The organism is Methylobacterium terricola (assembly GCF_006151805.1).
Lineage (GTDB): Bacteria > Pseudomonadota > Alphaproteobacteria > Rhizobiales > Beijerinckiaceae > Methylobacterium > Methylobacterium terricola.
Genome location: NZ_VDDA01000030.1, coordinates 16307 through 36791, shown reverse-complemented (window position 1 = coordinate 36791; position 20485 = coordinate 16307). Strand labels below are relative to the sequence as shown.

At 71.6% G+C, this 20485-nt stretch carries 18 protein-coding genes; 11 read left to right on the top strand and 7 right to left on the bottom strand.

Annotation, left to right across the window (positions count from 1 at the left end):
* The first annotated feature begins 81 nt into the window (after positions 1 to 81).
* Genes FF100_RS31265 through FF100_RS31250 form a run of 4 tightly spaced genes read left to right on the top strand, consistent with a single transcriptional unit; the run spans position 82 to position 3682 of the window.
* Positions 82 to 990, top strand: coding sequence for an aldo/keto reductase (locus FF100_RS31265; protein WP_139039939.1), 909 nt, complete (start codon positions 82 to 84; stop codon positions 988 to 990).
* Positions 980 to 1693 carry an NADPH-dependent F420 reductase gene (locus tag FF100_RS31260; protein ID WP_139039938.1) on the top strand — a complete coding sequence of 238 codons (714 nt, stop codon included), beginning with the start codon at positions 980 to 982 and terminating at the stop codon, positions 1691 to 1693. The genes FF100_RS31265 and FF100_RS31260 overlap by 11 nt, the downstream gene beginning before the upstream one ends.
* Positions 1690 to 3036 carry an NTP/NDP exchange transporter gene (locus tag FF100_RS31255; RefSeq protein WP_139039937.1) on the top strand — a complete coding sequence of 449 codons (1347 nt, stop codon included), beginning with the start codon at positions 1690 to 1692 and terminating at the stop codon, positions 3034 to 3036. The genes FF100_RS31260 and FF100_RS31255 overlap by 4 nt, the downstream gene beginning before the upstream one ends.
* The gene (locus tag FF100_RS31250) at positions 3029 to 3682 is read left to right on the top strand and encodes a class II aldolase/adducin family protein (RefSeq protein ID WP_139039936.1); all 654 of its coding nucleotides are present in this window, start codon (positions 3029 to 3031) and stop codon (positions 3680 to 3682) included. The genes FF100_RS31255 and FF100_RS31250 overlap by 8 nt, the downstream gene beginning before the upstream one ends.
* A 37-nt stretch (positions 3683 to 3719) precedes the next feature.
* Here FF100_RS31250 and FF100_RS31245 read toward each other — a convergent pair whose 3' ends face one another.
* Positions 3720 to 4703 (bottom strand): MBL fold metallo-hydrolase, encoded by a 984-nt coding sequence (locus FF100_RS31245; protein WP_246102585.1) that lies wholly within the window; start codon positions 4701 to 4703, stop codon positions 3720 to 3722.
* A gap of 288 nt (positions 4704 to 4991) precedes the next feature.
* Between FF100_RS31245 and hydA the strand changes: the two genes are divergently transcribed.
* Together hydA and FF100_RS31235 are read left to right on the top strand one after the other, a co-directional pair.
* Complete coding sequence (gene hydA / locus FF100_RS31240; protein WP_139039935.1) at positions 4992 to 6488, top strand: dihydropyrimidinase; 1497 nt, start codon at positions 4992 to 4994, stop codon at positions 6486 to 6488.
* Between the two features lie 58 nt (positions 6489 to 6546).
* Entirely contained in the window at positions 6547 to 6951 is a 405-nt protein-coding gene (locus tag FF100_RS31235) for a carboxymuconolactone decarboxylase family protein (RefSeq protein WP_139039934.1), read from the top strand.
* A gap of 233 nt (positions 6952 to 7184) precedes the next feature.
* On the opposite strand, the gene FF100_RS31230 is transcribed toward FF100_RS31235, so the two are convergent.
* On the bottom strand, positions 7185 to 8534 hold the full coding sequence (locus tag FF100_RS31230; protein WP_139039933.1) for an NAD(P)H-dependent oxidoreductase: 1350 nt from the start codon (positions 8532 to 8534) through the stop codon (positions 7185 to 7187).
* Positions 8535 to 8661: 127 nt separating this feature from the next.
* Between FF100_RS31230 and FF100_RS31225 the strand changes: the two genes are divergently transcribed.
* Entirely contained in the window at positions 8662 to 9102 is a 441-nt protein-coding gene (locus FF100_RS31225; protein WP_139039932.1) for a bleomycin resistance protein, read from the top strand.
* Positions 9103 to 9343: 241 nt separating this feature from the next.
* Here FF100_RS31225 and FF100_RS31220 read toward each other — a convergent pair whose 3' ends face one another.
* Positions 9344 to 11269: a potassium transporter Kup gene (locus tag FF100_RS31220; RefSeq protein WP_425463372.1), complete on the bottom strand. Its 1926-nt coding sequence runs from the start codon at positions 11267 to 11269 to the stop codon at positions 9344 to 9346.
* Positions 11270 to 11479: 210 nt separating this feature from the next.
* On the opposite strand from FF100_RS31220, the gene FF100_RS31215 reads away from it, so the two are divergent.
* Together FF100_RS31215 and FF100_RS31210 are read left to right on the top strand one after the other, a co-directional pair.
* On the top strand, positions 11480 to 12541 hold the full coding sequence (locus FF100_RS31215; protein ID WP_139039930.1) for an SDR family oxidoreductase: 1062 nt from the start codon (positions 11480 to 11482) through the stop codon (positions 12539 to 12541).
* A 135-nt stretch (positions 12542 to 12676) separates the two neighbouring features.
* Positions 12677 to 15058: a methyl-accepting chemotaxis protein gene (locus FF100_RS31210; protein WP_139039929.1), complete on the top strand. Its 2382-nt coding sequence runs from the start codon at positions 12677 to 12679 to the stop codon at positions 15056 to 15058.
* A 153-nt stretch (positions 15059 to 15211) separates the two neighbouring features.
* Here the strand turns inward: FF100_RS31210 and FF100_RS31205 are convergent, their stop codons facing one another.
* On the bottom strand, positions 15212 to 15994 hold the full coding sequence (locus FF100_RS31205; protein ID WP_139039928.1) for a 2-keto-4-pentenoate hydratase: 783 nt from the start codon (positions 15992 to 15994) through the stop codon (positions 15212 to 15214).
* Complete coding sequence (locus tag FF100_RS31200) at positions 15991 to 16809, bottom strand: SDR family NAD(P)-dependent oxidoreductase (RefSeq protein WP_139039927.1); 819 nt, start codon at positions 16807 to 16809, stop codon at positions 15991 to 15993. Before FF100_RS31200 ends, FF100_RS31205 begins: the two co-directional genes overlap by 4 nt.
* A gap of 190 nt (positions 16810 to 16999) precedes the next feature.
* On the opposite strand from FF100_RS31200, the gene FF100_RS31195 reads away from it, so the two are divergent.
* The gene (locus FF100_RS31195; protein WP_139039926.1) at positions 17000 to 17671 is read left to right on the top strand and encodes an RraA family protein; all 672 of its coding nucleotides are present in this window, start codon (positions 17000 to 17002) and stop codon (positions 17669 to 17671) included.
* 12 nt (positions 17672 to 17683) lie between these two features.
* On the opposite strand, the gene FF100_RS31190 is transcribed toward FF100_RS31195, so the two are convergent.
* A complete protein-coding gene (locus tag FF100_RS31190; protein WP_139039925.1) occupies positions 17684 to 18316 on the bottom strand; it encodes a flavin reductase family protein in 633 nt (210 codons plus the stop codon).
* A 4-nt stretch (positions 18317 to 18320) separates the two neighbouring features.
* Positions 18321 to 19286 (bottom strand): acetamidase/formamidase family protein, encoded by a 966-nt coding sequence (locus FF100_RS31185; protein ID WP_139039924.1) that lies wholly within the window; start codon positions 19284 to 19286, stop codon positions 18321 to 18323.
* 132 nt (positions 19287 to 19418) lie between these two features.
* Here FF100_RS31185 and FF100_RS31180 point away from each other — a divergent pair, with 132 nt between their 5' ends.
* Positions 19419 to 20300, top strand: a complete 882-nt coding sequence (locus FF100_RS31180; protein WP_139039923.1) for a beta-keto acid cleavage family enzyme — start codon at positions 19419 to 19421, stop codon at positions 20298 to 20300.
* The last annotated feature ends 185 nt before the right edge of the window (positions 20301 to 20485 follow it).

The window sequence follows — 20485 nt, the reverse complement described above, 5'->3', positions numbered from 1 at the left end:
TGCGGGCGCGGCGTGGGCAGGCGCCCCGCTGCGCCCTAAGCTTCCCGCCAGCGATGCATTGATGAGCCAAAGGGATCCTGCATGATGCTCCACCGCCGCGCCGTCCTGGCCGGATCCCTGGCAACCGCCCTTCTCCCGAGCCGGCTTCTGGCGGAAGAGCCCGGGCTGATCCGCCGCCCGATCCCCTCCACCGGCGAGACCGTGCCGGCGATCGGCATCGGCACCTCGCGGCGCTACGACGTGGCGCCGGATTCCGACGCCATGGCGCCGTTGCGCGAGACGGTGGCGAAGTTCGTCGGCTTGGGCGGCACGGTGATCGACACCGCGCCCGATTACGGCCGGGCCGAGGAGGTGCTGGGCCGGATCCTCGCCGAGACGAAGCTGCGCGACAAGATCTTCCTGTGCAGCAAGGTGGCGGCCAAGGGGCGCGAGGCGGGGCAGGCGCAGATCGAGCAGTCGTTCCGCCGCCTCGGCACCGACCGGATCGACCTGATCGCAGTCCACAACCTGATCGACCCGGAGGCGCAGCTGCCGCTCCTGCGCGAGCTGCGGGACAAAAAGCGCATCCGCTACATCGGCGCCACCACCTGGGCCGAGAAGCAGTACGGCGATCTCGAAGCCCTGATGAGAGCCGAAAAGCTCGACGTGATCCAGGTCAATTACGCGGTCGATGCCCGCCAGGCCGCCGAGCGCATCCTGCCGCTGGCGCGTGACCGCGGCATCGCCGTGATGGTCAACGTGCCGTTCGGGCGCGAGCGCCTGTTCACCCTGGTGCGCGGCCGCGAGCTGCCGCCCTGGGCCGCCGAGTTCGACTGCAGGAGCTGGCCGCAATTCTTCCTCAAGTACGTCCTGTCGCACGAGGCGGTGACCTGCCCGGTCCCCGGCACGGCGCAGGTGCGCTACGTCGAGGACAATCTCGGCGCCGCAAGCGGCCGCCTGCCGGATGCCGGCCAGCGCCGCAAGATGGAGGAGTTCATCGATGGCCTGTGATCGTCGCATGCTGCTGGGTGTCGGGGCTCTCGCCCTGGCGCTCGCCGCCGGCCCCGCCCTCGCGCTGGACGCGAAGATCCCGGTCGCGGTGATCGGCGGCGGCAATATCGGCGGGACGATCGGGGGCCTGTGGGTCAAGGCGGGCCACCCGGTGATGTTCGCCTCGCGTCACCCGGACGACCTGAAGCCCCTCGTCGATCAGCTCGGGCCGCTCGCCCGGGCCGGCACGGTCGAGCAGGCGCTGGCGTTCGGCGACGCCGTGCTGATCGCGGTGCCCTACAAGGCTTATCCGGAGATCGGCCAGGCCTATCGCGGGCTCCTCAAGGACAAGATCGTGCTCGATGCCGGCAACGCCACCAAGGCGCGCGACGGCGACCTCGCGGCGGAGGCGGAGAGTGCCGGCATCGGCGCCACCTCGGCCAAGTACCTGCCCGGCGCCCGGCTGGTGCGGGCCTTCAACGCGGCGAATTACCGGCTCTTCGCCCAGAACGCCCATCGCGCCGGCGCCCCGATGGCGGTGCCGATCGCGGGCGACGACAGGCAAGCCCTCGGCGTCGCCGCTGCGCTGGTGCGCGACGCCGGCTTCGAGCCGGTGGTGGTCGGCGGCCTCAACACGGCGAGGAAGTTCCAGATGGGCAGCGCCGGCTTCGGCCACGACGCCACGGCGGCAGACGCCCGCAAGGCGTTCGGGGTCGCCGAATGAGCCCTGCTCCGGGCGCTGCCGCGCAGGCGGCGCAGGCCGGCCTGAAGGTCCCGGCCTGGCTGCGGCGCCTGACCGACGTGCGGCCCGAGGAGGTGCCGGCCTTGGGCTGGGCCTGGCTCTACATCTTCGCGCTGCTCTCGTCCTACTACGTGATGCGGCCGATCCGCGACCAGATGGGGCTCGCCGGCGGGCTCGAGAACCTGCCCTGGCTGTTCACCGCCACGCTGGTGGGCATGCTGGTGCTCAACGTGCCGTTCGGCTGGCTGGTGCGCCGGCTGCCGCGGGCCCGCTTCATCCCGATCACCTACCGCTTCTTTGCCGCCAACATCCTGGTCTTCGCGGTGGTCCTGTTCCGCGCCGGGCCCGAGGACACGGTGTGGATCGGCCGGGTGTTCTTCGTCTGGCTGTCGATCTTCAACCTGTTCGTGGTCTCGATCTTCTGGGCCACCATCGTCGACGTGTTCGACACCGAGCAGGGCAAGAGGCTGTTCGGCTTCATCGCGGCCGGCGCGACGCTCGGCGCCATCACCGGCTCGGCCTTCACCGCGGTGCTGGCGCGGGACGTCCCCACGCCCTTCCTGCTGCTGGCGGCGGCGGCCCTCCTCGAGGTCGCCGTCATCAGCATGCGGGGGCTGGCGCGGATCTCCGACGCCCTGTCGCGCGAGCCCGGGGCGGCGACGCAGGCGATCGGCGGCAGCCCGTTCGCCGGCATCAGCCGGGCGCTCCGCTCGCCCTATCTCCTCGGCATCAGCCTGTTCCTGCTGCTGTTCTCGATCACCTCGACCTTCCTGTATTTCGAGCAGGCCGGCATCGCGAAGCGCAGCTTCCCCGACCGCGGCTCGCAGACGGCGTTCTTCGCCTCGGTCGACCTCGCGGTGAACGTGCTGACCCTCGGCGTGCAGCTCTTCCTCACCGGGCGGATCGTGCGCCGGCTCGGCGTCGGGCTCACCCTGGCGATCCTGCCGCTCGTCAGCGCGCTGGGCTTCGGGCTCCTGGCGATCGCCCCCACCATCGCCAGCGTGGTGGTGTTCGGCGTGCTGCGCCGAGCCGGCAACTTCGCCATCGCCCGGCCGGTGCGCGAGGTGCTGTTCACCGTGCTGCCGCGGGAGGACCGCTACAAGGCCAAGGCCTTCATCGACACGGTGGTCTACCGCCTCGGCGACCAGGTCGGCGCCTGGTCCTACGGCCTCGTGGCCTGGCTGGGCCTGAGCGCCACCGCGCTCTCGGTCGTGGCGGTGCCGCTGTCGGTGGCCTGGCTGTTCAACGGGCTCTGGCTCGGACGCCGGCAGGAGGCTATGGCTCGCGAGAGGACAGGGTCACCGGCGGAGACGAGCCATGGCTGAGACCGAGGCGGGGTTGCGCGCGGCGATCGTCGAGACCTGCCGCAGCATGGCGGCGCAGGGCCTGAACCAGGGCACCTCCGGCAACGTCTCGGCCCGGTTCGGCGGCGGCCTGCTCATCACCCCCTCGGGCCTCCCCTACGAGGAGATGACGCCCGACGACATCGTGCCGATGACGATGGACGGCCGGGCCGACCACCCGCTCCCGCCCTCCTCCGAATGGCGCTTCCACCGCGACATCCTGCGGGCCCGCCCCGACGTGGCGGCGATCGTCCACGCCCACCCGACCTACTGCACCGCCTTCGCGATGTGCCGGAAGGACATCCCGGCGGCCCATTACATGATCGCCGCCGCCGGCGGGCCGACCGTCCGCTGCGGCGGCTACGCGCTGTTCGGCACCGAGGAACTGTCGCAGCGGGCGCTGGAGGCGCTGCAGGACCGCACCTGCTGCCTGCTCGCCAACCACGGCATGATCGCCACCGGGCCCAGCCTCGCCAAGGCGTTGTGGCTCGCGGTCGAGCTCGAGACCCTGTGCCGGCAATACGCCGTGGCGCTCCAGGTCGGCCGGCCGCACATCCTGAGCGAGGCCGAGGTGGCGGAGGCGATGGAGCGGTTCAAGTCGTACGGGCCGCGGCCCAAGGCGGGGTGAGCCGGCGGCATCTGATGCGCCGGCCCTGAAGCCGCCCCTACAGATCCATCTTCATGGCCTGCGGGTAGTACCGGAACCCGCCCTGCCCGTTCTCCGCGACGTGGCCGACGCCCGGCCAGGCGAAGTGGTAGGCGAGCACCGGGATGCGGTTCTTCGCCAGCATGGTCAGCATCTTCAGCCGGGTCTGGGCCGATTGCTTCGGGTCGGTGTCGTAGGCGAACTCGGTCAGCGGCTTCTCCATCAGCAGCACCGGGTGGTGCGTCAGGTCGCCGAGGTAGCAGAGGGTCTGCTGGCCCGACGTGATCATGAAGATCATGTGGCCGACGCTGTGGCCCGGGGCCGCCAGGGCCTGGATGCCGGGCAGGAATTCCTGGCCGTCCTTGACGAAGACCAGCCGATCGCGGATCGGCAGCAGGTTCTTGCGCGCGGTGTCGAGGAAGGCGCCGAACGCCGCCGGCACCTTGGTGGGATCGGTCCAGTAGTCGAAATCGGCCTGGGAGATGTAATACTGGGCGTTGGGGAAGTGCGGCGTGCCGTCATCGGCGACGCAGCCGCCGCAATGATCGACATGGGCGTGGCTCATCACCACCGCGTCGATGTCCTTCGGGTCGATGCCGGCCTGGCGCATCGTGGTCAGGAGCTTGCCGGTGGTCGGCCCGAACAGCTTGAGCGAGCCCATGCCGGTGTCGAACAGCACCAGCTTGCTGCCGGTGTTGAGGATCAGGATGTTCTGCTCCAGCACCGCGTTGGTGAGCGGCAGGAAGTTGCTGGTGAGCTGCGCGTCCATCTCGGCCGGGGTGAGGCCGAGGAAGTTGGCGTGGGGGTCGCCGAGCGGCAGGGTGCCGTCGGAGACCATCGTCGCCTCGGCGTCGCCGAGGGCGAAGCGGTAATAATAGGGGCTCTGGCTGCGCAGCATCGGCGCCTTGGCCTGCGCCGCGCCCGGCAGACCGGCCGTGACCGCGGCCGCCGCCGCGCCGAGCATCACGCCGCGCCGGCTCGGGACATCCAACCGAATCGTCATCGAGGGTTCCTCCACACGTGAGCCGCGGGCGCCCTTATACCGCGCGGCCGGCGGGATCCCCGTCGGCTCAGCGCGGCCGGAACCTCTGCGGTGCGATACTTGTCCGTCGGCCCGGAAACGTTGTCAAACCGGCCGTTGGGTCAAGTGCCGCTCAAGACCTGCGGTCGTGCCCGAATTACGGGCCGGCTGCTCAAACCCCCGGCACCCGGACCGATCACGGCACGCGCCGGAATTGACAGCCCGCGCAAGCGGTTCCACCACCCCGGCAAGACAGGGAGGGCCTTCGCGATGCCGAGCCATGATTTCGACTACGACCTGGTGGTGCGCGGGGCGACCCTTGCCGGCCCGGCGGAGGTGTTCGAGGCTGATCTCGGGGTGCGGGACGGGGTGATCGCGGCACTCGGCCGAAACCTCCGGCGCGGTCGGGACGAGATCGACGCCAAGGGCCTCATCGTGACGCCCGGCGGCCTCGACCCGCATTGCCACATCGAGGAGCCGTCCGAGGGCGGCGGGGTGCACGAGGAGAGCTTTGCGAGCGGCTCGGCCGCGGCCCTGGCCGGCGGCACCACCTCGTTCATCTGCTTCGTGCCGCAATGGAAGGGCCACCCGATCGCCGCCACGGCGACCGGCTACGAGGCCAGCGCCCGGGCCTCGCGCGCCGATTACAGCTTCCACCAGATCATCACCGACCCGACGCCCGACGTGCTGGAGCGCGAGGTGCCGGCGCTGGTCGCCCGCGGCATCCGCAGCCTCAAGGTGTTTCTCACCTACGATCCCTTGCGCCTCACCGACGGCCAGTTCCTCGAGGTGCTGGCGACGGCCCGGCGCCTCGGCGCCTTCGTGACGGTGCATTGCGAGAATTACGACGCCATCGGCTGGCGCATCCGCGCGCTGCTCGAGGCCGGCCTCACCGAGCCGCTCCAGCACGCCTGGGCCCGCCCGCCGGTGGTCGAGCGCGAGGCGACGCACCGCGCCATCGCGCTCGCCGAACTCGTCGACCAGCCGATCCAGGTCTTCCACGTCTCCTGCGACGAGGCGGCCGAGGAGATCGCCCGGGCCCGCGCCCGCGGCGTCAAGGTCTGGGGCGAGACCTGCCCGCAATACCTCACCCTCTCGACCGACGATCTCGCCAAGCCCGATTTCGAGGGCGCCAAGGTGGTGTGCTCGCCGGCACTCCGGGCGCCGGGCGAATCGGAGCGGATCTGGTCGCGCATCCGCGAGGGTACCCTCGACGTCGTCTCCTCCGATCATTGCGGCTTCTCCTTCGCCACCGCCAAGCGCGATCCGGTCAGCAGCGGCTACGGCCAGGGCGGCGCGGGGGCGCGGCCCGACGGGATGCCGGCCTTCAACGCGATCCCGAACGGGGTGCCGGGCATCGAGACCCGCCTGCCGGTGCTGTTCTCCGAGGGCGTCTCGGCCGGGCGCATCGACCTGCCGACCTTCGTGCGCCTGACCTCGACCAACGCCGCCCGCCTGTTCGGCCTCGCGGGACGCAAGGGCACGCTGGCGCCGGGCGCCGACGCGGACCTGGTGCTGTGGAACCCCGATACCGAGCGGGTCCTCACCAATGCCGACCTGCACCACGCCATCGACTACACCCCCTGGGAGGGCATGCGCCTCAAGGGCGCGCCGACGATGACGATCCGGCGCGGCGAGGTCGCGGTGCGCGACGGACAGGTTCTGGCCGAGCCCGGCTCCGGCCGCTTCCTCGCCCGCGGGCCTTACGCGCTCGCCACCCCGTCGGGCCGGGTGCCGGACGGGTTCGACGCGGCGGCGCGGCGCTGACGCCCTCGACGCGGGGCGCGCGCCGGCCGACCATGCGCCCTCGCGAAGGAGGACCCGCATGGCGACCGTGAGATTGTGGAGCGACGCGGAGGCGGATGCCGATCCCCGCGTCAAGGCGGTGTTCGCCGACATCCGGGCGGCGCGCCGCTCGGACTTCATCAACAACTTCTGGCGGGCGCTCGCCAACCAGCCGGCGGTGCTGGAGCGGACCTGGGCCGACCTGAAGCAGGTCATGGCCGCCGACGGCGCCCTCGACCCGTTGACCAAGGAACTGATCTACATCGCGGTCTCGACCGCCAATGGGTGCAGCTACTGCATCCACTCCCACACCGCTGCGGCGCGGTCGAAGGGCATGACCGAGGCGCAGTACGGCGAGTTGCTGGCGGTGATCGGCATGGCGAACCAGACCAATGCGCTGGTCACCGGGATGCAGGTGCCGGTGGACCCAGAGTTCCAGGTGTAGTGCGCGCCCGTGAACCCTCCCCCCCTCTGCGGGGGAGGGTGACCGGCGGAGCCGGGCGGGAGAGGGGACGACGCTTCCGGAGAGGTCGCGACCATGATGACGGGCTCCACCTCGATCAGCGTCGCGCTGCCCCTCTCCCGGCTCGCCTTCGCTCGCCACCCTCCCCCGCAGAGGGGGGAGGGGTCACGGGCGCGCCCTTCATGAGGGGCAGAGATCGACGGGCGACCGGCGCCTCACCCCACCTCCCCCCGGAACACCTCCTCCATCTCCCGCCGGAACCGGATCGCCGGGTCGTCGGCCGAGAACGCCACGTCGTCCCACGACACCGGCGTCCCGGCGGCGACCGGGCGGGTGAGGGTGAGGCCGTGGGCGAGCCCGATCGGCAGGCCGCCGGCGCGCAGGGAATCCCGCGCCGGCATCAGCCGGCCGTAGACCGTGTAGCCGCCCTCCCCGTCGAGGCGCTCGCCGGCCTTCAGGTCGCGCTTGGCCGTCGCCACCACGTCGCCGGAGAAGCCCCGCGTGGTCCCGGTCGGCTCAGCCCGGACCGCGATGCTGGCGACCGACAGCCCGAGTTCCAGCCCGATCAGGTGATACGGCTTGTACATCGCGCTGTAGTGTCCGCTCGGATCGGTCTTCAGGCCGTATTCCGAGAAGCACTTGCGGACGTAGTCGGAGGGCGCCTCGAAGGTGGCGTAGACGCCCCAGCGCAGGTCGCGGAAGACCGGGCGGCCGTCGCGCTCGAGCGACGACACCACCTCGACGGTGCCGTCCACCGGCAGGATGCCGCCGGCGGATCGGGGCTTGAGCAGGGCCGGCAGGTCGTCGACGCCGCAAGCCGGGAAGGCGAGGCCGGCGGGGGGCGGGATCAGGTCGCAGGCATTGGCGACCGCCGCCATCTCCAGCGCCGACTTGGTGCCGTCGAGGAAGGAGTTGAACATCTGCGGGTTGAAGTCGCCGCCGGCCACCTGCTCGGGCGTGAAGCCGTAATGGCCCCAGACCGTGTCGGGGGTCGAGGCGTGGTAGACCGGCAGGTACTTGGTGCCCTTGCCGGCGCAGACGACCCGGAAACCGGCCGTGCGGGCCCAGTCGACGATCTCGGCGATCAGCGCCGGCTGGTCGCCATAGGCGAAGGAATAGACGATGCCGGCCTCCGCCGCCCGGCGGGCGATGAGCGGCCCGGCGAGCGCGTCGGCCTCGACATTGACCATCACGATATGGCGCTTGTGCCGGCAGCAGGCGAGCGCGTGGCGGATGCCGGCGCCCGGATGGCCGGTCGCCTCGACGATCACCTCGATCCCGTCGGCGGCGATCAGGCCCTCGGCATCGTCGGTGAGGAAGGTCGTCCCCTGGCGCATCGCCTCGGCGACGCTGTTGGCCTCGTACCGCTCCGCCGGCCAGCCGACCCGGGCCAGCGCGGCGCGCGCCCGCTGCGGATCGAGATCGGCGATGCCGACGACGTGCAGACCCGGCGTGCGCGGCGCCTGCGACAGGAACATCGAGCCGAACTTGCCGGCCCCGATCACCCCGATCCGCACCGGATGGCCGGCCTCGGCCCGCGCCGCGAGCTTGTGGTACAGGCTCATGTCCCCTCCCTGGGCGGTCCTTGCCGCCTCGCCCTTCCTTCGGCGCACGTCTCGGGCGCCGTTGCGGGAAGCGTCACGGATCGGCAGCCTAAGGTCAACCGGCGGGTAACTTGGGAAAGGAGCAGGCATGACTGACACGCTGACCCGCGCGAGACTGGTTCCGGAACTCGTGGTCGCCGAACTCGGGCGAAGCCTGCGCTTCTGGGTCGACCTGATCGGCTTCCGGATCGCCTATGACCGGCCGGAGAACCGCTTCGCCTATCTCGACCTCGATGGAGCACAGGTGATGCTGTACCAGTACGATCCAGCCGCCCGGCACTGGCTGACCGGTCCGATGGACCGGCCGCTGGGACGGGGGATCAATCTCCAGATCGAGGTCGCGGCGGTGGAGCCGATCCTCGACCGGCTCGATGCGGCCGGATGGCCGCTGTTCATGGCGGTCGAGGATGCCTGGTACCGGGCCGGCGAGATCGAAGTGGGGCAGCGGCAGTTCCTGGTGCAGGACCCGGACGGCTACCTGTTGCGCCTCGGCGCGAAGCGGGGGGAGCGGCCGGTGGGAGCGAGTTAGAATTCGCTCACCTTGCGCAGGTTGGGACCGAGGCCGCTCTTCCCCTTCATCGTCGTTTCCGGGTCCGCGCGGCGGAATCCGGAATCCGGACACTGCGGGTCGTTCAGGACAAGGCGGCGGGCGTCCTGCCCTGTTCCGCACCACCTGCGGTTCAGGATCCCGGGCTCCGCCGCGCGGCCCCGAGTGACGATGGAGGATGTCAACGCGACCGGAGGCTTCGAAGAAACGCCCGTTCGCGGCCTCAAATCTCGATCTCCGTCCCCACCTCCATCACCTGCCGGGTCGGCACGCAGAAGAAGGCGCCGGTGCGCTCGCCGTTGCGCGCCATGAAGGCGAACAGCGCCTCGCGCCAGACCGCCATGCCGCGGTGGTTGTGCTTCGGGATGACCGTCTCGTGACCGATGAAGACCGTGACGTCCTCGACGAAATCGGCCGGCAAGCCGCCATGCGCCACCGCGCAGGCGAGCCCCTCGGGAATCGAGGCATCCTCCATGTAGCCGTAGCGGAGCGTGACGCGGTAGAGGTCGGGGGCGACCTGGATCACCTCGGCGCGCTCAGGCGCGGGCACCACCGGCTTCTCCTCGTAGAGCGCGGTGACGATGGTGCAGCGGGACGGCAGGGCGCGGCTGCGCTCCACGAGCCGGCTCATGTGGAGCGGGATGCCCTTGGTGGCCGCCGACAGGAAGGCCCCCGCCCCCGGCAGCCGGATCGGCGGGTCGGCGCGCAAGTGCGCCAGGAAGGCGTCCTCGTCCTGGCGCTCCCCGACCCGGTGGGCCTCGATCAGCCGCGTGCCCTGGAGCCAGGTCAGCATCGTCACGGCGACGATCGCCGTGAGGACGAGCGGGTACCAGCCGCCCTCGAACACCTTCACGCTGTTGGCCGACAGGAACACGAGGTCGATCAGGAGGAACAGCCCGTTGACCACGAGGACGATCAGCAGGCTGTAGCCCCAGCGCCGGGCGATCAGGGCGGCGAGCAACGTCGTGATCGCCATCAGCAGCGAGACCGCGATGCCGTAGGCGCCGGCGAGCGCGTCCGAGGTCTCGAAGATCACCACGGCGCTCAAGGTCGCAGCGGCGAGCAGCCAGTTGACGATCGGCACGTAGATCTGGCCGCGCTCGTCACGGGCGGTATGGATGATGCGGATATAGGGCAGGAAGCCGAGCTGCACCGCCTGCTGGGTCAGCGAGAACACGCCCGAGATGATCGCCTGCGAGGCGATGACGGTGGCGAGCGTCGCGAGCCCGATCAGCGGGTAATGCGCCCAGTCGGGGCTGAGGCGGTAGAACGGGTTCTCGATCGCGTCGGGCTCGGCGAGCAGCACGGCGCCCTGCCCGAAATAGTTGATGACGAGGGCCGGCAGCACCAGGCCGAACCAGGCGAGCCGGATCGGGCGGGCGCCGAAATGGCCGAGATCGGCGTACATCGCCTCGCCGCCGGTCACCGCCAGGAAGGCGGCGCCGAGCATCGCGAAGCTGACGCCCCACCCCGCATGGGTGAGGAAGTCGACCGCCTTCAACGGGTTGAGGGCGGACAGGATCTGCGGCGATTGCAGGATGCCGCCTAGCCCCAAGAGGGCGATGACGACGAACCAGACCAGCATCACCGGCCCGAAGATCCGCCCGATGAAGGCCGCGCCCTTGCTCTGGATCAGGAACAGCCCGACCAGGATCACCACGGTGATCGGCACCACCGCGCGGGCGAGGCCGGGCGCCTCGACCTTCAGGCCCTCGACGGCGCTCAAGACCGAGATCGCCGGCGTGATCGCCCCGTCTCCGTAGAGGAGGGCGGCACCGATCAGCCCGACGACGAGGAGGAGGCCGGCCCAGCTGCGCGGCTCGGCGTGGCGGGCGCCGAGCAGGGCCAGCATCGCCACGATGCCGCCCTCGCCGTGATTGTCGGCCCGCAGGATCAGCACCGCGTATTTGAGCGACACCACGACGAGGAGCGCCCACAGGATCAGCGACACCGCGCCGATGACCGCGGCGGGCGTGGCCTGGCCGTGGCCGGCGGCCCGCACCGCCTCCTTGAAGGCGTAGAGCGGGCTGGTGCCGATGTCGCCGTAGACGACCCCGAGCGCCCCGAGCAGCAAGGCGGGCTTCAGCCGCCGCGCCGGCTCCGGTGCCGGTGCCGGTGCGTCCGCCGCGGTTTCCTCTTCCGTGCCGATGAGCTGGCCCACGGGTCGCCTCCGCCGGCAGTTCCGGGCGCCCCGGCCCGCTGCCGCATCCAGCAACGCGGAACCGCCCGCCCGGCTCCGCCGCGTCGACGGCTTAGGCGAAGACGCTATGCCGTCCCGGCAAAGCATGCCCGCGCTACGGGACCCTCCCACCCCCCAGGCGTTGTCCCGCCGATCAAGAGCGAACAAAGGATCCGGGACATGACGGAAACCGTGCTGATCGTCGGCGCGAGCGGCATCGTCGGCAGCGCCGCGGCGGCGGTGATGAACGAGGCCGGCTGGACGGTGCTGGGGCTCGCCCGCAACCCGCCGGCGCAAGACAGCGTCGTGCCCGTAGCGGCCGACCTGCAGGACGCGGAGGGCCTCAAGGCCGCCCTGGCGCCGCACCGGCCGACCCGGGTGGTGCTCTCGACCTGGATGCGCCGGCCGACCGAGGCCGAGATGATCCGGGTCAACGGCGCGATGGTGCGCAACCTGCTGAACGCCCTGCAACCCGCCGGCAGCGTGCGCCACGTCGCCCTGGTGACGGGGCTCAAGCACTATCTCGGCCCGTTCGAGGCCTACGGGAAGGGCGCGGTGCCCCAGACCCCGTTCCGCGAGGAGCAGGGCCGGCTGCCGGTCGAGAACTTCTACTACGCGCAGGAAGACGAGGTCTTCGCGGCAGCCAAGCGCGACGGGTTCTCGTGGAGCGTGCACCGCCCGCACACCATCATCGGCAAGGCGGTCGGCAACGCGATGAACATGGGCACCACGCTCGCGGTCTATGCCACGCTCTGCCGCGAGACCGGACGGCCGTTCCGCTTCCCGGGCTCGGCCATGCAGTGGAACGGCCTGACCGACATGACCGACGCGCGGCTGCTGGCTCGCCACCTGCTCTGGGCCTCGACCGCACGCCAGGCGGCCGACCAGGACTTCAACGTCGTCAACGGCGACGTCTTCCGCTGGAGCTGGATGTGGGGCCGCCTCGCCTCCTGGTTCGGGATCGAGCCGGCGCCGTTCGACGGCACCGTGCGCCCCCTGGAACAGCAGATGGCCGGCGACGCCCCGCTCTGGGCCGAGATCGCGAAGCGGCACGGCCTCGCCGAGCCGACCCTCGACCGCCTCGCCTCACCCTGGCACACCGATGCCGATCTCGGCCGGCCGATCGAGGTCGTCACCGACATGAGCAAGAGCCGCCGCCTCGGCTTCCTCGACTACCAACCGACCGACGACGCGTTCTTCGACCTGTTCGAACGCCTGCGCGCCGACCGGCTGATCCCCTGAGGTCTTATGGCGCCCGACCCCGAGCCGGGCGCCTACAAGCAGAACATACCGATTCAATCTTTGGTTGCAATAATATAGTAGGAAATGCTTCATACCTCGCTGTTAGCTTCTGCTGAGGTGAGGAGATATGGTAGAATGTCCATCAGGGCGCGCGTCTTCGGGGGGTTCGGTCTCATCCTCCTGCTGACGGTTTCGGTTGCAGCGATCGGGTGGCACAGCCTGACGGGCTTCGCCCGGCGGGTCGATACGGCCAACGCGGCGCAGATGCTGGCCGGCGAGATCGGCGATCTCGCGCTCGCCACGGACCGCGCCCTCAAGAGCGACGATGCGCGCCGGGACGACGCCCTGCGGGCGGCGATCGGGCGGGTGCGGGCGAGCGCCGGCACCTTCTCGGGCCGCCTCGCGGACGACCCGCAGGCCGCGGCCTCCGCCGCCGGCATCGCCGGCGCACTGGACGGGTTCGAGGCCGCGGTGAAGGCCTTCGGCGCCCAGAAGGCGACGACGCGGGCGCTCCAGGACCGTCACGCCGCCCTCATCGCCGAGTTGCAGAACACCGTGACCGGCATCGGCACCGCGCAGGAGCGGCAGCTCGCTGAGGCCGGCAAGGCCCTCGACAAGGCGCTGGCCGACCAGAAATCCGCCACCAACACCGCCGTCGTCGTCGCCTTCGCGATCCGCTCGGCGCTGGAGATGCAGGTGCTGCAGGTCGGCTTCCTGGCCGGCGCGAGCGAGGACGGCAAGCTGGAGATCCAGTCGAAGGTCAATTCCGTCGCCGTGCTGCTGCGCCGCCTCGGCGCCATGACCTCGCTCGAGACCGTCGAGCCCGCCTTGACGGCCCTGGAAGCCTATCAGGCCAAGGTCGAGGAGCCGCTCGGGCCGGGCGGCAAGGCGGAGCGCGGCGAGGAGCTGGCGCCGCTGTTCGGCGGCCTGATCGTCGGCCTGCGCCAGATCGAGCAGGCGCAGAACAACGCCCAGACCGCCGCCCAGGTGACCTTGCGCCAGCAGCAGGACAAGGTCGCCTCGGGCACCGGCCTGCTCATCGCCAGCGGCAAGGCGATCTCCGCCGCCAAGGAGGCCGAGAAGCAGGAGCAGCGCCTGATCCTGGCCCGCGAGGAGGAGGCCGCCAAGGCGGTCGACGCCGCCGCCGACACGTTGATCGACCAGGCCGAGACGATCCTCTACGGCGACATCGACGCCGCCGCCCAGACCGTTCTGCGCGACCTCGCCAACAAGGTGCGCGGGTTCAAGGACAGCATTCCGGACATCGTCAAGGCGAACGCGGCGCAGGCCAAGATCTTCGCCGACCTCGACCGCCGCTCGGCCGAGCTGGTGGCGGCGGCGCAGGGCATCGGCGCCGGCGAGCTGACCCAGCTCGCCGCCGAGCGCGACCGGGCGCTGTGGCTGCTCGCCGGCGGCGTCGGCCTCGCCTGCGCCATCGGGGCGGCCCTGGCCCTGCTGATCGGGCGCGGCATCACCCGGCCGATCGACCGGCTGTCCGGCGCCATGCGGGCGCTCGCCGGCGGCGACCTCGCCACCGAGGTCCCGGCGCTGGAGCGCCGCGACGAGATCGGCGCCATGGCGGGCACCGTGCGGGTGTTCCGCGAGGCGCTGCTCGCCAAGGACGCGGCCGACCGGGCGAGCGCCGCGGAGGCTGCCGCCAAGGCCGAACGGGCGGCGCGCCTCGACGCGGTGACCCGCACCTTCGAGGCCAACGTGGTGGCGATGACCGCGACGCTGGCCGAGGCCGCCACCGGCATGGAGGCGACCGCCCGCACCATGACCCAGGCCGCCGAGACCACCAACGGCCGCTCGACCGAGGTGGCGGGCGCCGCCGAGCAGACGCTCGCCAACGTCCAGATGGTGGCGGCGGCGAGCGAGGAGCTCTCGGTCTCGATCGGCGGCATCAGTGCCCAGGTGGCGCAGTCCTCGGACATCGCCCGCGACGCGGTCGACCAGGCGCGCCGGACCGACGAGACGGTGCAGCGGCTGGTCAAGTCCGCCGACCAGATCGGCGACATCGTCAACCTGATCTCGTCGATCGCCGGCCAGACCAACCTGCTCGCGCTCAACGCCACCATCGAGGCGGCGCGGGCCGGCGAGGCGGGCCGCGGCTTCGCGGTCGTCGCGGCGGAAGTCAAGGAGCTGGCGAGCCAGACCAGCCGCGCCACCGCCGAGATCGCCCAGCAGATCGGCCACATCCAGGAGACCACCGGCGGCGTCGTGCAGGCGATCCGGGCGATCTCCGGGGTGATCGAGCGGATGTCGGAGATCGCCGAGGGCGTGGCCGGTGCCGTCGACCAGCAAGGCGCGGCGACCCAGGAGATCGCCCGCAACGTCCAGCACGCGGCGCAAGGCACGCAAGCGGTGACGACCGGCATCGTCGCGGTGCAGCGCGAGGCCGGCAGCACGGGCGCCGCCGCGACGGAAGTGCTCGGCGCGGCCGACCGGCTCGGGCGCTACGCCGGCGAGCTGGAGCGCGAGGTGGCGGTGTTCCTCGAGGGGGTGAAGGCGGCCTGAGGACGGCCGGGCGACGGCGGACCATGAAGGGGGATGCGGAAAGGTCCGCATCCCCCTTTCCGTCGACGGTCGCTTCGCTCAAGCCCAGCCCGGATTGTCGGCTCAGGCCACGCGCCCATCGATGCCGCGATCGAGCCGCCCGTGCCGGGCGGGCTACTCCGCCCCGACCCGCACCGTCAGCGCGCCCAATCCCCCCAGCTCCGCCCGCACCACGTCCCCCGGCTCGACCGGCAGCGGCACCGTGGTGGTGCCGGTGGTCACGATCTCGCCCTCACGCAGGGTGAGGCCCTGCCCCGACAGCGCATTGGCGAGCCAGGTCAGCGCGAGGCGCGGATCGTCGAGGGCGTTGCCGCCGCTTCCCTCGTGGGGCGCCCTCCCCTCCGCGGCGATCCGGGTCGGCATCGCGGCGAGGTCGAGAGCGCGCCAGCCCTCGGGCGCCGGGGGGCCGAGGACGAAGAGGTGGGCGCAGGCATTGTCGGCGATCAGCGCCGACTCTCCCGCCCTCTCGAAGGCCTCCAGCCGCGAATCCGGGAACTCGATCGCCGGATGGGCCGCGTCCACCGCCGCCATCACCTCATCGACGGTGTAGGGCTCCGGCCGCGGGGGCAGGTCGCGGCCGATGCGGAACGCCACCTCGGGCTCGGCCACCCGCATCTGGTTGCCGGAAAGCGGCACCGGCGCGTCCGCGGGTAGCACCTGCTCGGCCAGCAGCCGCCCGGCGAGCGGCCCGTCGGCGCCGATATGGCGCTGGCCGGCCAGGCTCGTCGCGGCGATCTTCCAGCCGTAGAGGGGGGACGCGCTGCGCGGCTCCAGCAGGGCCTGGATCCGGTAGGCGGCGGCGCGGTCGGGCGGCGCGAGGTTCGGCGGCAGGGCGGCGAGCAGGCGCCCCTCGCGCCAATGCCGCCAGAGCAGGTCGGAGGTATCCTGAAGGCTCACGCCACCCTCCCGGTCAGGCCGCCATCGACGGGCAGCGCCACACCGGTGATGTAGGCCGCCTCGTCGGAGGCGAGGAACAGGGCGGCGTTGGCGACGTCCCAGGCGGTGCCCATCCGGCCCATCGGGCAGGCGGCGTCGCGGGCCCGCACCATCTCGGCCGGGTCCTGGTACTGGCCGGAGATCTGCTGGTGGATCAGCGGCGTGTTCATCAGCCCGGGCATGATCGCGTTCACCCGGATGCCGTCCTTCGCGTATTGCAGCGCCAATCCTAAGGTGAAGTTGTTCACCGCGGCCTTGGCGGCGTAGTAGGCGGCATACGGATAGCCGGTGTAGCGGATCGCCGCCGCCGACGAGATGTTGACGATGCTGCCCGCCCGCTGCGCCAGCATGTGCGGCAGCACGTGCTTGCAGGTGAGGAAGCAGGTGGTGAGGTTGAGGTCGAGGGTGCGGTGCCAGTCGGCCTCGCTCAGCTCGACCGGACCGCCCATCTGGGCGTAGCCGACATTGTTGTGCAGCACGTCGATGCGCCCTTGCGCCGCCATCACCTCGGCGACCAGGGCCGCGACCGCAGCCGAATCGGTGGCGTCGCAGGATGCCGCCGTGGCGGCGCCGTCCTCGCGGCGGATGATCTCGGCGGTTTCCTCCGCCGCCTCGCGCCGCACGTCGACGCAGACCACCCGGGCACCGTGGCGCGCGAAGGTCACCGCCGCGGCCTTGCCGTTGCCCCAGCCCGGCCCCGCCGAGCCGGCCCCGAACAGCACCGCCACCTTGCCCTCGAGCCGCCGCGAGCCCGGGGCGCTTCCGCCCTCCGCCATGCCTCATCCTCCCCTGGGCTCCCGCGGGAGCCCTTCTTGCGGTCGCGCCTGCGGCGCACCGGATTTTTGCTTGTCCGCGCCTGTTGGAGCGTCGGAGTCTCGGTTGCCTCGCGCCTGTCGGCGCGTGGCCTGGCAGCCTATAGAGATCGGCGACCGGCCGCAAAGCGAAGACGGCCCGAGAGGAGATGCCATGCCGACCCGGATCATCGCCGAGACCCCGCCCCGCCTCTCCCCCGACCTGATCCGGCGCTTCGCCGCCGTGCCGGTCGCGGTGGTGGTCGATCTGCTGGAGGGCCGCACCCAGGTCGATCCGGCGATCCGGCCGCTGCGGCGCATCGCCGGGGGCCCGAGCCTCCTCGGCAGCGCCGTCACCGCGCTCTGCGATCCGAAGGATTACGGCGCCGTGCACCACGCCATCGCGGTGGCGGAGGCCGGCGACGTGGTGGTGATCGATGCCGGCGGGCGCAGCGACGTCGCGATGATCGGCGACCTGCTCTCGACGGCGGCACGCCGCAAGGGCATCGTCGGCCTGGTCGCCGACGGCGCGGTACGCGACACCGGCATCCTGGGCGGCTGGAACGACTTCGCGGTGTTCACCCGCCACGTCACGGCCCGCGGCCCGGCCTCGAAGGACGGCGGCACCGTCAACGCCCCGGTCACGATCGGCGGCGCTCCGGTCCGTCCCGGCGACCTGATCCTCGGCGACGACGACGGCGTCGTGGTGATCCCGCGCGAGGCGGCGGAAGGCCTGATCGCCAAGGCCGAGGAGCGGGCCCAGGCCGAGATCGGCTGGGAGAAGCGGCTCTCGGCCGGGGAGACGACGCTGGCGGTGTTCGGGGTGCCGGACGCGGTGAGGGGCTAACGCCCTCTCCCCTCAACGCCCTCCCCCCTGCTTGGCCTCCTCGACCGTGACCCGGGGCACCGCGAAGCGGTCCCCGGTGCGGGCGTAGAGGTCGCCGTAGAGCCGGCCCACCGGCAGGAAGGCGCCGTCGCGCAGGTGGCGCCCGTCCGGGGTGAAGAGGTCGTCGCGGGCTTGCAGCGACACGACCTGCCCGAGCACGATCCGGCGCTCGGGCGAGAGGTCGATGACGGTGTGGGTACGGCAGCCGAGGCTCGCCGGCGCCTCGGCGATCCGCCCCGGCCGCACGCCGGTGCAGGGGAGAAGCGTCAGCCCCGCCGCCGGGATCTCGCTCTCGCCGGGCGGGAACTCGGCGGCGCAGACCGTCATCGCGGCGACCAGCCCTTCATCCACGAGGTTGACCACGAACTCGCCCGTCTCCTCGATCGCGCGCGGCGTGTCCTTGAGGGTCCCGTCGGAGCGCAGGTTGAAGCTGAGCGCCACGATCGGCGGCTCCTCGGCGAGCACCTGGAAGAAGCTGATCGGCGCCGCGTTGTCGGTGCCGCCCGCGGAGCGCGTGGTCACGAGGGCGATCGGCCGGGGCGTCACCAGCGCGGTGAGCAGGCGGTAGCGGTCGCGGGCGGGCAGGTCGTCGAAGCGGAGATCCATGCGCTCACTTCGTCTCCGGCAGCGCAGATTTCGGCAGCAGCATGTGCACCCCCTTGTTGCCGTCGACGGTCTGGGTGATGCGCAGGTTGCCGGCGAGCGAGCACAGCATGTAGGCCTGGTTGCGGGTGAGCCCAGTCCGGGCGCAGACGTGGCGGATCATCTCGCGCACCGCCTGGCGCATCGCCTCGTCCAGGCTCTCGTGCAGGCCGATCGACATCAGGTCGGTCGGCGTCTCGGCGAAGGGCCAGTCGAAGGCCAAATCCTTCTTCACCAAGTCCTTGCGGACGGTGAGCCGGAAGGTGCCGGTGAGCCCGGTCTCGAGCGCCGTGATGCAGACCTCGCCGTCCCCCTGCACGCCGTGGCCGTCGCCGGCATAGAACCCCGCGCCTTCCGCGAAGACCGGCAGGTACAAGGTGGTGCCGGTCTTCAGCTCCTTGTTGTCCATGTTGCCGCCGAAGCGGCGCGGCACCGGCGAGGTCACCCTGCCCCAGGCCGGCGGCGGGGAGGTCGCCAGGATGCCGAAGAACGGGTCGAGCGGCAGCTCCGTGCCCCAGGGCAGGATCGCGACGCCGCGCGCGGCATCGATGTCCGGGTGGATGGTCTCGGACGTGTCGAACTCGTCCGGCAGGGTGCCGAGGAGCGGCAGGATCGCCACGAAGCCCCAATCCATGCGGAATTTCAGGTCGAGGATGTCGATTTGGAGCACGTCGCCGGGCAGGGCGCCGCGGACATGGACCGGCCCGGTGACGAAGTGCGGGCCGATCCCGGGCGAGAGCGCGTCGAGGGCCTCGATGTAGTCGGCCGGGTGGCGGGCGGGGTCGGGATGGAGCGTGGCCCGGCCGCCGGCCGGGTGGGAATGCAGTGTGACGGTGTCGCCGGATTCCACCGTCAGCACCGGCTTCAGGGCGGCGTCGAAATAGCCCAGCACCATCGTGTCGGGGGTGGCGGGAATCTCGTGGTGACGGGACATGGGAGCCTCCCGGGCGGAGTCTTGTCAGTGCCTGCAACGCTTGCAAGAACCAATCCAGCAGGAGCCGCGCCGCACGGCAGACAGGCGGCCGCCTCCGGCGCATGATGCCCGGCAAAGACCGGGAGGGACGCGATGGCGGAGATCTGGATCGAGGCGGCCCTGAACGGGCCGTGGGGACGCGAGCGCCAGCCCGGCATCCCGATCACCGTCGACGAGGTGGTGGCCGACGGGCTCGCCGCGGTCGCGGAAGGGGCGGCGATCGTCCACGTCCACGCCTACGATCCCGGGACCGGGCGCCAGAACGACGCCTGGGAGACCTATGCCCGCATCATCGAGGGCATCCGGGCGCAATCGGACGCGATCGTCTACCCGACGATCCCGCTTGCCGGCTCGGATTACGCCGCGAGCGCGGCGATCCGCTATGCCCATACCGAGGAGCTGGCCCGGCGCGGCCTGATCGAGTGGGCGGTGTGCGACCCGGGCTCGACCACCTTCCTGCGCTACGACGAGGCCTCCTCCGACGACAGCGGCTTCGTCTACCAGAACCCGATGGCCGATATCCGCGAGGGCCTGCGCATCGCCCGCACCCACCGGATCCGGCCCGGCTACGCCATCTACGAGCCGGGCTTCACCCGCCTGGGCGCGGCCTTGGCCGCCCTGGAGCCGCGCCCGCCGGTGCCGGTCTACCGCTTCATGTTCTCGGACGAGTTCGCCTGGGGCTTCCCGCCGCGAGAGGCCTATCTCGACGCGCATCTGGCGCTGCTCGCCGAATGCGCACCCGGCGCGCCCTGGATGGTGGCGGGCCTCGGCGTCGACATCCTGCCGCTGGTGCCGGCGGCTGTTACCCGCGGTGGGCATGTGCGGGTGGGGCTGGAGGACGCGCCGTGGGGGTCGACGCGGGGCAACCGGGACTGGGTCGCGGCGGCGCGGCGGGCGATCGAGGCGGCGGGGGGGACGGTGGTGGGGGCGGAGGCGGCGCGGCGGGAGCTGGCGGTGCGGGATGGGGTGGGCTGAGGCCGATTCCGCCCTCCCCTTTCCCGGACGACTGCAGCGCCAGCGGAAGGAGATCCGGGAACCAGCACAAGAAGGCGCGAAGCGTCCGCCTGTCTGCGACGGTGCACCATGCAGAGCCGCTTCGCGGCAAGTCTTACGGCTGGATCCCGGATCTCCTTCCGCTTCGCTGCCGTCGTCCGGGACAG